The organism is Atlantibacter subterraneus (assembly GCF_007570865.1).
Lineage (GTDB): Bacteria > Pseudomonadota > Gammaproteobacteria > Enterobacterales > Enterobacteriaceae > Atlantibacter > Atlantibacter subterraneus.
In genome coordinates this window covers 60,736-72,922 of the sequence record NZ_VLPS01000002.1, presented here as the reverse complement: position 1 = coordinate 72,922, position 12,187 = coordinate 60,736, and the positions used below count along the sequence as shown (strand labels likewise).

Sequence of the window (12,187 nt, the reverse complement as noted above, 5' to 3'; positions counted from 1 at the left end):
GATTCAGATAATGCGAAATTCGATTCAGGGCCCCCTGCTGCGTACCGGGCATAACTCCTCATTTAAGGCGCTGGGTGAAACCGGCTATCCGGTTTTCAAAATGGCCTTCCAGCTCCGTGAAGCCATTTACCGTCTCGATGCCGGGCGCGATCTGGCCCGGCATTTGGCCATCCCACAAAACGATCAGGGCGGGGACAGAACTGACTGGTATAGCAGTTTCCCTGGCGACGTGATCCCATGGAGCGGTGCAAGCGAAGCGGAGCGGGAATCAGCCCGCCTGCAGTTTACTGAATTTCAGATGGCGGTTCAGTCACTCAGCGAACAGCTGCTCAATGCAGAGCAAAGCGGCACCGGCGGCGATCGCCGTGTTTTCGCCCAGTTGCTGAAGTCCGTGACCCATTTTCCCGACTACGAGTTTGTCTATCTGGTCAACGGCATTTTGGTCATTACCTTTTGGGGATTTATCCATCCGGAGGGCGAGCAACGTAATCCAATGCACTGGCTGAGCCCGACATCAGTGCCAGCCGCCCCCCTCGCAAGCGCAGCGCCTCTGCCCCCAGCGGAAGCGTCCGTCGCGCCGCCAGTTCCCCCTGTTGTCACTCCTGTGGCGCGCCGGCGCCGACGCTGGCGCTGGGGTTGGCTACTCTGGTTGCTGCTTGCATTGCTGCTGCTGGCACTGTTACTGGGACTGCTGCGCGGATGCGTACCTTCGCTTTCACTCCCCGGTCTGCCTGCCGTCTCTACGGATAAAACAGCGGCAGTGGCAGTGGCAGATCCCACATTGGAACGCTCAGGGGTAAACGTTCATAACGTAACTCCCCCGATCTCTGATACCCATTCACACACCGTTGCTGGCTTACCTGCCGTCCACGACGTGCCGGAAGGGGCTGCGGTAGACGCGCAGCCTGCCCGTGAGACTTCTCAGCCTGTCGTTCCGGCAGAAGTCTCTCCTGCCCTGGCCAGCGGCGACATACTGCCCCCGCCCGTTGCCGCGAATGAAACCGGTGCTGACCAGCCTGTCACGCCGCCTCCCGCGGCACCGCTCGCCACGGATGACCAAACGCTGCCAGCGGTGCAACCGGTTACCGCGCCACCAGCGATCCCCGCGCAGGGCAAGCCGCTGACGCTTCCTGCCACGCTACCCGAGGGGCCAGCGCAGTTTCTTAACGGCGAATGGCGCGTGAATGGCGGTATTCAGGACAAGCTCACCGGACGTCCTCTGCAACTGCAATATAACTTTGACCAGGGCAATGGCAGCGTCAGCGTCCGCCAGTCCAGCGGCGTTACCTGCACTGGCCCTGCCAGCGGCACGGTGCAGCAGGGCGCGCTAAGCATTACCAATTCTGAACAAATGAAATGTAGCGACGGTTCAAACTTTATCGTGCCGACAATCGAGTGCAAATCACCGGCTGCCGGTCATGCCGATTGTATGGGCAGCAATAATGGGGAAAAAACGTTTCCTATTCGCATGCTTCAACCTAATTCCTGAACAGGGACGAGATAACTATGTTGCCTGAGATTGTATCTTTCGATCGTCAAATTACCCTGGTGGGTGACTCCGGGATCCAGTTTATGGATTTTGGTTTGTCCCCTGGCCGTCTGCCCGCAGGCGAGTTTGTTAAATTAGCAAACGGAGTACTGACGCGTTTAATCTACAACGAACAGCGCGATTACTATTTCTATCAACCGGCCCCCAATAATATTGAGAAGGCAAAAAGCCAGTACGATATTCCGGTTGAGCAAAGCCTTAAATTGTTTGATGGCATTTGGCTGCCGCTGCCTTTATTGCGTTTTAGCCCACCCAATGTCTATCAGGAAGGGCCGCTGAACTGGGCGCGCTTTCGTTTAGTCAAACTGCCGGAACCCGATATAGACGGGCATAGCCATCGTATGACGGTGGCGATTGACACGCGCATTATGGCCAAACAGCATGCTGCCGCAGACCTTAGCCCGAATGAGGAAGATGTTAATGCCGGCGCGACCTTCGCTGTCGCGACGGCAACCTATGCCCTTAACTGGTACCTGACTCAGGACTGGATCACCGACTGGCTCATCGAAGTCTTTAAAGAAGCGAGCAAAGGCCGGGATCTTGACGAGCGGGAGCAGGAGCTTAATCAACAGTATCCACTGGCGCATTACCTCAACCTCCTGTCGCTAATGGCGATCCCGGTTGAAGGTCTGCAAACCCAGACGGCGCCGATCGTTGAATTACCGCAGTTCAGGGTGATTGCTAATCGGGAAACCAACGCCATCAAACCCATCGCCGTCGATCTTATCCTCGATGTCGGAAATTCACGTACCTGCGGCATTCTTATTGAAGATCATGGGCAGTCAGGTTCAGGCCTGAGGCACAACTATGTGCTGAAACTACGCGATCTCAGCGCGCCGGAACACATCTATACCGATCCCTTTGAAAGCCGGGTCGAGTTTTCGCAAGCCTTCTTCGGCAAAGATCACTGCTCCGTGCGCAGCGGTCGCCACGATGCGTTCCAGTGGCCAACCATCGCCCGTATTGGCGGCGAAGCTAGCCGTTTAGCGGCGCGTCGTAAAGGCAGCGAAGGATCAACTGGCTTATCGAGCCCTAAACGCTATCTGTGGGATGAGAAGTTTTATGGTCAGGGTTGGCGTTTTAACGGCAGCTACGTGCAGGACAGCAACCCGCTCGCGACTGCTGCGCCCTTTGCCAACCTGATCGATGAACGGGGCGAAGCGCTGCACACCATTGAAGATGAAATGGATCGCATCCCGGTGTTTACCCCGCGCTATTCACGTAGCTCGCTGATGACCTTTATGCTGGCCGAAGTGCTGACCCAGGCTATTAGCCAGATTAACAGCCCGGAGCAGCGTATTCGCCAGGGGCATGCCGGTATCCCGCGTCAGTTGCGCCATATTATTCTCACTGTGCCGCCAGGCATGCCAATGGCGGAGCGCTGCGTCCTTGACGCGCGCATGCGTCAGGCCGTGGGTTTGGTGTGGAAATCACTGCGCTGGCATAATGGCGAGAACGAGCCCTACCAGGACGAGCAGGAAGAACACACTCAGGGCCATATCAAGATCCCACTGCCTAAAATCAGAGTTGAATGGGATGAAGCGTCGTGCGCGCAGTTGGTTTATCTCTATACGGAGATTAATCAGAACTTTGCCGGTCACCCGGAGGAGTTTTTTGATGCCATTGGCCGGCCTGACCGCACCGATCGCGAAAGCATTACTCTGGCCTCAATCGATATTGGCGGCGGCACCACCGATCTGGTGATCAGTGATTATCGGCTCGATCATAATGGTCACACCGGTGGCGGCACCAATGTGCATATCATCCCTCACCAACGTTTTCGCGACAGCTTTAAGATCGCAGGCGATGATATCTTGCTCGATGTCATTCAGGCGTACGTTCTGCCTGCTTTTGAGCAGGCTCTGCGTGAAGCTGGGGTGGTTTCCATTGAAACGCTGATGTCCCAACTGTGCGGTTCGCAGAATATCAGCGCGGCCGAAGCGGTTCTGCGCCAACAGCTCAGCCTGCAACTGTTCGTTCCACTCGCGTTGCATATCCTTGGTGCCTATGAGCAATACGATCCATTGGATGAACAAACACACACGTTGATTAACCAACGTGTCGGCGAGCTGCTACCTGCGGGCAGTATTCGGGATGAAGTGGAAGGATTTGTACGGCGTGAAGTCCAGAAAGCCGGTGGCTCATCCCATTTCCAACTGGCGGAGATTATGCTGAATCTTCCGCTAGCCAAAGTACATAACGATTTCTGCGCAGGTAAGTTCAACATCGATAAAGTGCTTACGTCACTCTGTGAAGTGCTGTCTTGCTATCATTGCGATCTGCTGCTGTTAACCGGTCGTCCGTCCCAGCTATCGGGGATTCAGGCAATTATTCGCCGTAACCTTCCGTTGCCTCCGGGGCGCATTTTACCGTTGCATGGCTATCAGACCGGCACCTGGTACCCATTCCATAAAAACGGTCATATCGACGATCCGAAAAGTACCGCCTCCGTGGGTGCCATGCTCACGCAGTTATGCGCAAACCACAGCATTCCGAACTTCCATTTCCGTACCTCGGCGCTGAAACCCTATTCGACGATCCGCCATATTGGCACCATCGATATGGACAACCTGATTCGCGATGCCGACATCATTTACCGACATATCGAATCTGAAAATGGGCAGATCGCGCTGCCCGCCATTATTGATGAAAACGGTGAAAAGACCACGCAAAGCATCATTATGCGCGGCGATCTGCGCCTGGGTTATCGGCAACTTGATGCTGAACGCTGGACTGCGGCTCCGCTTTATACCCTACGTTTTAGCGAAGAAGGACGTAAAAAATTCTCCGCCGCCCTCTCTACGGATAACGGCTCTCCGTATCTCAAAGTCAGACTGACGATAGATAAAGGTAAACGCGCTCATCAACTCGGGTTAATCAGCGATCGTCTGACCATTGCTGATGTCAGCAGCAACACCGATAAGTCGTTCAGCAAGCGTGATGTAGAACTGGAACTCAATACCATGCCCGACAGAGGGCTCATTGATAGCCGACACTGGCTCGATAGCGGGAGTGTAAAAAAATAATGAATCGCGAACAAAAATCTCTCTCTCAGGGTTGGGCGGCTATCGCTCAGGGCTGTCTGGACGGGCTCGGTTGGATCGACAGCGTACGCACTGGATCGCGTCGACTGGACAACGAAGCCGACAAACTCAGCCTGAGTTTGCTGCGCACGCGTAATCTGGCCAACAGCTTGACTCAGGTTGCCAGAACGCCAATGACCGTCGGCTTTTTCGGTATTTCTCAGGCCGGGAAATCGTATTTGATTTCAGCGTTGGCGGCGGGCAGCAACGGTTCGCTGGAAGCGCTTTACGGCGAAAAACGCGTCGACTTTATCAAAGAGGTTAACCCGGTAGGCGGAGGTAAAGAGGCCACCGGTTTGGTCACCCGCTTTACCCGCCAGGCGCCAGCCGCTCCCGCCGGTTATCCGGTACCCTTGCGCCTGTTCAGTGAAATCGATCTGGCCAAGATTCTGGCAAACGCCTGGTTTAACGACTTTAACCATGAGCAACTGAGCTACCAGTTGGAACAGAGCCGGATTGAAGAGCGTCTGCGCCCGTTCCTCCAGCGTGCCGCTCAGGGCCAAAACGATAACGGCGTTAGCCAGGAAGATGTGGTCGCCTTATGGGATTATCTTAACGCCTCTTTTAAAAAGTCAGTGGAGAAGCTGGAACACGCTTATTGGCCGCAGGTGCTGAAAATCGCCCCGGCGCTGAGCCCAAATGAGCGCGCGGAGCTCTTTTCTTTACTGTGGGGAGAGCAGCCGGCCCTCACTGAAACTTACCGCTCATTAGCCAATGTGTTGGCGAAGCTTAATCATGCACGGATGGTCTTTGCCCCGTTAGAGACGCTTACCGACCACAGCAGCGGCAGTATCATGAACGTAGATAGCCTTAACCGGCTAGGATCCAGCCAGGATCGCAACGTTGAGATTCGCTACTGGAAAGAGGATCAACAAATTGGCAGCGCCAGCTTAACTCAGGCTGAGCTGGCGGCCTTAACCACCGAGCTGATCTTCCCGTTGTCGGAAGTGGAAACGGACAGCGTCGTGGAAAAAGTGGATCTACTCGACTTTCCGGGCTATCGCGGCCGTCTCAAAATTACCGCGTTGGAACAGGCTGGCAGAGATGGCCTTAACGCGATTTCGCAATTACTGCTTCGCGGAAAAGTCGCGTACCTGTTCGAGCGTTATACCGATAACCAGGAAATGAATGCCCTTGTCGTCTGCGCCAGTTCTGCCAAACAGAGCGATGTTGCCGACGTTGGCCCGGTGTTGAACCGCTGGGTAGAGAAAACCCAGGGTAAAAGCGCCGAAGAGCGCGCGGGCAATAAACCCGGTCTGTTCTGGGCGATCACTATGTGTGATATGCGCATCAACAACAGTCTGCAACACACCGAAAGCCAGTTAAAAGAAGGCTGGGAAGGCATGCTGCATATGACACTACTGGAGCGCTTCTCACAGTATGACTGGCTTCAACAGTGGTCGACCAATCAGCCTTTCAATAACTGCTTCCTGGTACGCAAACCGGGGCTGGATAACCCTTTCCTGAAACTGGAAGGTGACGCCGGCCAGGAGCGACTCCAGGAGGTCGGTATCACCGAACGGTATCGCGATGTGCTCGACACCATGGGCAATACCTTTGTCTGCGGTAAAAACGTGCAGCGTCACGTTGCCGATCCAAAAGCGGCCTGGCAGGCGATGCTGGAGTTAAACGACGGAGGTATGGCGCGTCTGACCAGAGCGCTGCGCGGCGTCGCCCATCTGGACTTCAAGCTACAGCGTTTACAGCATCAACTCGAGCAATGCCGTCTGGACACGGGCGATCATCGACTTGGCCGTTGGTATGAAAAAGACGGCGACGACCAGATTGTGAAAAAACAGGCCATTGCCAAAGACCTATGGCAGGGTCTATCCGCATGTTCCCACAGTATGGGGGAGATGATCGAACGTCTGGTTCTGCCCACCCAGGAACTGAATAACATCTATCTCAGTATTCGCGATCTTGAACCGAAAACAGAGGGTAAAACCCCGGCAGCCAACGCGTTTACTGCCAACCCGTTTGGCGGGAATCCGTTCGCCGATAACCCCTTTGCCAGCAATCCCTTCGCGGCTACGCCTGCTGATACCGCTGTTGTCGATGCCCCGGTAGCCTCCGCGCCGGAACGCGTGGGCCAGGACGATGATTTTGCCCACCAGGCCTTTAAAGCCTGGGTGGCGCATCTGCGCGAACTGCCCCAGCAAACATCGCAGTGGCGCCAGCTTGGCATGAGTAGCGAGCTGATTAATCCGCTTTGCGAGGAGCTGATCACCGCCGGCACGCGTTTGGATCTGGAAGGAACATTGAAACGAGCCCTTGCCGGTCAGGAACAGACAGAAACGCCTCGCGAGCACCTGAGAGCGCGCCAGGTTTTGCGCGCTCATCTGGCAATGCGTGATTTTATCGCCTGGTTTGGCTACCTCACCCTGCCGCCAGAGAAGGTTCCCAATAGCTATGTCGGTGAGAAAAACAAAGTGTTTCTACGCCAGAAGCAGCTCGCCAGTGAGGAACTCCCTCAACTCGCGGCCGTCGCGCCACCGCCTGGCGTCGCCTATCTGGGAGACTGGCTATCCGCGTTGATGAGCGTCGTACTGGACAATGCGGGCCATAGCGCCACTCGGGATATTTCCTTCGAACATAATCGACAACTTGGCCAGATTATCAGTCAACTGAAACAAGAGAACACACCATGCTAGCTAAAATCATCGCCTGCCAACCGGCAGCGCCGGGTACTGCACAACTGATGGTTCGTCTACGTGGCGATACCGCACTCTTGTCAGACCTGACCTTCACGCTTTGCAACAATACGCAGCACTATTTGCAACCTGATGCCAGTTGGAGTTCAGCTCCACACTGGTTTACCGTGAACGGTGGTTACCCGCTTGCCAGCGGCAGCGGCTTTCGTATTGGGCCCACGTTGCTTGATCCGCTGCTGGCGACCGCAAGCCAGGTACAGATTCAAATCAAATTGCCGTCAGGAGAAACGCGCAATACCACGCTGCAATTGGTACGCGATGAACTTCTCTCTTCAGAGGCCAGAGGCGAAACGGGTGACTACAGCAGCAGCAGTATGCTGGCGGCGCCGGAGCCCGCAGACGCCCCCGTCGCTGCGGCAGAAACGGTTGTTGAGCCTACCCCCGCCTCACCAGTCATCCACGCCGAGGAACAGCCGCCGCAAGCATCCGGGGCATCCCGTTTTCCGCTTATTGGCGCGGCAGTGCTGGCCTTAGTGGTGATTGCCGGCGCTCTGTGGTGGTTTTTAGGCCGGGATAACGCGCCAGATATCGTCCCGGCGGTACAAGCGCAACAGGAAACCGCAGCGGCTGCGCCGACCCCTGCCCCAGCGGCGCAGAATGGCTGCTCGGCAGAGCGTTTGCAAAACCTTAACGAGCTTGATTTCGTACAGAGTTGCGTGCAGGAAAAACTCGACAGCGACAAGCTGCTGACCATTATTCAGGCCGCGAAACAGGCGAACAAGTGCGGCGTCGCGCAGCGTCTTTACGCGAATCGCGCTCAGGGCGGCGACACCAAAATCGCCCTGGCATACGCGGCTGAATACGATCCTAAATTCCACCAGCCAGGCGAGTGTTTCAAAGAGCCGGATAAAGATACCGCAGCCTACTGGTACGAAACCGTATTGCAAACCGAACCCGACAATCAAACGGCTAAACAGCGTCTTGAGGAGCTAGGAAAATGATCCGCAATCCAGTGAGTCGCCTGGTTCTGCCTGTGTGCGGTTTGTTGCTTAGCGGTCATGTTTTTGCCGCCGATGGCGACAAGCCGCTGCTCCAGGAAGGGAAAAAAACGTTATACCAACGGGTTCTCACCACACCTGGCTGCAAGCTCGGAACAGCCGCGGGCGATGAGAACGGTCAGATACAGCCTGCTTTTAGCAGCCTGTATGTGTATAAAAAAGAAGAAGTAAAGGGTCAAAATTGGGTCAACGTTGGGCCAGACAGCTATGGCAAAACTATCGGCTGGTTGCCATCGTCATGCACCGTCGACTGGAAAATGCAGCTAACGCTGGCGTTTACCAACCCGGCAAACCGCGATCGCTTGCTGTTTTTTAAAGAAAAACAAAGCCTTGACAGCATTCTCTCTGCCCCTGATCCGGTATCTCTGGTTGCGCCGCTGCGCGCCAAACTGAAGCGTGACGGGCATGCCGAAGGGATTCAGGCGGAAGAGCCCGAATATTTTGTCGATCTGCAAAAACAGTTTTATCTGCTGCCCATCCTGAGCGGCGAAGAGGTTATGACCGAAGATGGCTTCTACACCCGCCTGCTGAACGTGGCTTCTGTCAGTAAAGCCGATGAGACGCCGAAACAACAAGAGAGCGTGAACCAGCTAAAAGGGTTTAATGCCTCGGTGGTCTTCGTGATTGACTCGACCATCTCGATGGGGCCATACATCGAGCGCACCAAACAAGCGGTTAATAAGATTTATGACAAGATCAAAGCCGAGCATCTGGATGGGCAGGTCAAGTTTGGTCTGGTCTCTTATCGTTCAAATACCAAAGCCGTACCGGGGCTTGAATACCGCACCAAAATCTATGCAGACCCTAACCAGGTAAAAGATGGCCCGGATTTCCTGAAGAAGGTTGCCGATCTTAAAGAAGCGAAGGTATCCAGTTCTCTGTATGACGAGGATGCGTACTCCGGCGTGTTGTCCGCTATTGATGACATTGACTGGAGCCCGTATGGCGCGCGTTACATGGTTCTGATTACCGATGCCGGCGCTATTGACGGCAGCAACAAGCTGTCCGGCTCCGGCCTTGATGCCAGCCAGCTTCGTCTGGAGGCAGGTAACCGCGGCATTGCTATCTATACGTTGCATCTTAAAACGCCGGGCGGTAAAGAGAACCATGCTAAAGCCGAAAGCCAGTATCGCGATCTCTCTAACTTTGATAGCACCCAATCCAACCTTTACCAGGCGGTAAATGCCGGCGATCTCACCATGTTTGGGCAACAGGTAGATGCACTTGCCGCCGCGATTACTGAACAGGTGAAATCGGCATATATGGGGGATGCCGCAATTGGCAGCGCCCTGTACGCGAAGGATGACGGGAAAAAACTGACGCCGGAACAGAAACTGCTGCAGGATACCGCATTAATTGGGCACGCCATGCAGTTGGCTTATCTGGGTAAACGCAACAGCACCCAGGCGCCGTTAGTCTTCCAGGCATGGATCAGCGACCGCGATCTGATCAAACAAAATATCCCCACTACCGATGTCCGCGTTCTGCTGACTAAGGGACAACTCAGCGATTTAAGCGATGCTGTCAGCCAGATCCTGAAAGCGGCCAATGAAGGCATGATCTCGCCAACTAAAATGTTTGAACAGTTGCGTACCGTTGCTGCAACCATGGGGACAGACCCTAACCAGCTTAAACAAAATGACAGTGCCCGGATCGGCGAGTTGGGTGTGCTGGGGGAATATCTGGCCGATCTTCCCTACAAGAGCGATGTGCTGAACCTTGATGAAGAGACATGGAAAAGCTGGGATGGATTATCGCAGGAGAAATTTATCCGCACGCTGTCGTCCAAGCTGCGCCATTACCAGAAATATAACGCCGATGTGGATCGCTGGGTTGAGCTTGCCAAAGGCAGCGATCCGCGCGATCGCGTTTATCCAATCCCACTGGAAATGATGCCCTGATGTTGCAGATTGCAGATCTGTGCGTCATTCGCGGCCAGGGCAGCCATTCCCACCGGGTTTACCTGCCGCAGCTCACGCTGCGGCCAGGCCAGGTGATGGCGGTAACGGGTGAAAGCGGCTGTGGTAAAAGCACCTTACTGGAGACCATTGGTCTTTTGTTGCAGCCCAATAAAATTGGGCGCTTTGAGCTTAGCGAAGGCGCGCAGCATGTCGATATTATGGCGCTACTTAATGGCGAGCGGCATAACGAGCTGGCCGCCATTCGCGCCCGCCAGCTTGGTTTTGTATTGCAAAACGGCGGCCTGCTGCCCTACCTGAATGTCAACGATAATATCCTCCTGCCGTGCCAGTTATTGGGGCAACCTCCCGACAACGCCATGCTGGAACGGGTTATCGAAACGCTAAAACTGACGCCGTTACTGGCTAAATATCCGACCCAGCTCTCCTTTGGCGAAAGGCAGAGAACCGCTTTCGCGCGCGCGATATTACACCGTCCTGCGCTGGTACTGGCAGATGAGCCCACCGCGGCGCTTGATCCTTACAACGCGCAGAAATTATTCAGTCTGTTTATTGAGTTAGTCCGCCAGGAGGGCATGATGTCCCTGGTTGTTTGCCATGACTGGCCGCTGGTGCAGCACTTCAATTTACCCTGTTTAACTGCCCAACCTGAACCGTTGACGGCATCAGCGCAGCACGAACAGGAAGGAACCTATTTTGTCCTTTAACCGAGCCAGACTGCTGGCCCGCCTGGCCTTACAAGACCTGTGGCACGATCGCATCATCTCTTTTTGCATCGTCTCCTCTCTTGTCGCCGTCATCGCACCGTTGCTGCTGCTTTTTGGTCTGCGGTTTGGGATTGTGGACCAATTACAACAAGATCTGGCCCACGATCCTCGTAACCTTGAGATCCGTATGCTAAGCAGCGGCAGCTATGACCAGACGTGGCTTACTCAGTTACAGCAGCGCCCTGATGTCGGCTTTGCCATCGGGCAAACGCGCTCGCTGAACACGCTGGCCGACCTGCAAACTGACAACACGCATTTTATTGAAAATGCTGAAGTTATCCCGACAAGCTCCGGAGATCCGCTATTAGGAAAACGTGAACTTCATCAGGAAAGCGAAGTGGTGATCACCCAGGAAGCCGCGCGAAAGCTGGCAGCCAGCGTGGGCGATTCGCTGACATTGCGGGTGAGCCGACTGTTTGACGAACGCCGGGAATGGGGCCGAAAAAGCGTTACCGTGGCGGGTATTTTGCCAGCGACCTATTTCAATCGCGATGCCATTTTTACGCATCCTTCATTATTGCTGGCGCTGGAGAATTTCCGTGATGGCTATGCGGTCACGGAACTGGGCATCGCCAGCGGCGCTCCGCTTAACGGCAAACCGCCGCTTTATGCTCGCGCCAGATTATATGCCCGGGATATCGATCGGGTCGCCAGCCTTGAGCGCGACCTCAGAGCGAAGCGTATCGAAACCACCAGTCGCTTAGCCGATATTGAGAATGTAAAAAGCATCAATCGGGTGTTGGGCATTATTTTTAACACCATCGCCGCCACGGCGCTGATTGGCTGCATCGCTTCACTTATTGGCTCGTTTATCGCGAATGTTGACCGTAAACGTAAGCCAATCGCGGTCTTGCGCCTGCTCGGTTTTACCCGTCCAGCAGTAGGCGCGTATGTCATTATTCAGGGCTGCCTGCTCAGCCTGATGGCCTATCTGGGCGGTTTCGCTATCTATTTCCTGGCCAGCCAGGTCTTTAATCGGGCATTAGCCGGTAGCCAGGCAACCGGACAGATGATTTGCAGGATCACACCGTGGCACTGTCTCGTCGCTCTGTTATTAACCCTTATCGTAGCGACGCTGGTCGCTGGCATCGGTGCCTGGCGCGCCATAAATATTGAACCTGCGCAGAGCCTGCGCGAGGTATGACTCTTATCCATTTTAT

7 protein-coding genes are annotated in these 12,187 nt (G+C 54.9%); all 7 read left to right on the top strand.

The window, feature by feature from the left end:
- Nucleotides 1-10 precede the first annotated feature (10 nt).
- From FND52_RS05595 to FND52_RS05565, 7 genes are read left to right on the top strand one after another with little or no spacing between them, the layout of a single operon-like run.
- Entirely contained in the window at nucleotides 11-1,489 is a 1,479-nt protein-coding gene (locus tag FND52_RS05595; protein ID WP_144129953.1) for an SrfA family protein, read from the top strand.
- Nucleotides 1,490-1,506: 17 nt separating this feature from the next.
- Nucleotides 1,507-4,575 carry a virulence factor SrfB gene (locus FND52_RS05590; RefSeq protein WP_144129951.1) on the top strand — a complete coding sequence of 1,023 codons (3,069 nt, stop codon included), beginning with the start codon at nucleotides 1,507-1,509 and terminating at the stop codon, nucleotides 4,573-4,575.
- Nucleotides 4,575-7,283 carry a virulence factor SrfC family protein gene (locus tag FND52_RS05585; protein ID WP_144129949.1) on the top strand — a complete coding sequence of 903 codons (2,709 nt, stop codon included), beginning with the start codon at nucleotides 4,575-4,577 and terminating at the stop codon, nucleotides 7,281-7,283. The genes FND52_RS05590 and FND52_RS05585 overlap by 1 nt, the downstream gene beginning before the upstream one ends.
- Entirely contained in the window at nucleotides 7,277-8,284 is a 1,008-nt protein-coding gene (locus tag FND52_RS05580; protein ID WP_167509337.1) for a hypothetical protein, read from the top strand. Before FND52_RS05585 ends, FND52_RS05580 begins: the two co-directional genes overlap by 7 nt.
- A complete protein-coding gene (locus FND52_RS05575; RefSeq protein WP_144129947.1) occupies nucleotides 8,281-10,242 on the top strand; it encodes a vWA domain-containing protein in 1,962 nt (653 codons plus the stop codon). Before FND52_RS05580 ends, FND52_RS05575 begins: the two co-directional genes overlap by 4 nt.
- The gene (locus FND52_RS05570; protein ID WP_144129945.1) at nucleotides 10,242-10,967 is read left to right on the top strand and encodes an ABC transporter ATP-binding protein; all 726 of its coding nucleotides are present in this window, start codon (nucleotides 10,242-10,244) and stop codon (nucleotides 10,965-10,967) included. Before FND52_RS05575 ends, FND52_RS05570 begins: the two co-directional genes overlap by 1 nt.
- The gene (locus FND52_RS05565) at nucleotides 10,957-12,171 is read left to right on the top strand and encodes an ABC transporter permease (RefSeq protein ID WP_144129943.1); all 1,215 of its coding nucleotides are present in this window, start codon (nucleotides 10,957-10,959) and stop codon (nucleotides 12,169-12,171) included. The genes FND52_RS05570 and FND52_RS05565 overlap by 11 nt, the downstream gene beginning before the upstream one ends.
- Nucleotides 12,172-12,187: the final 16 nt, after the last annotated feature.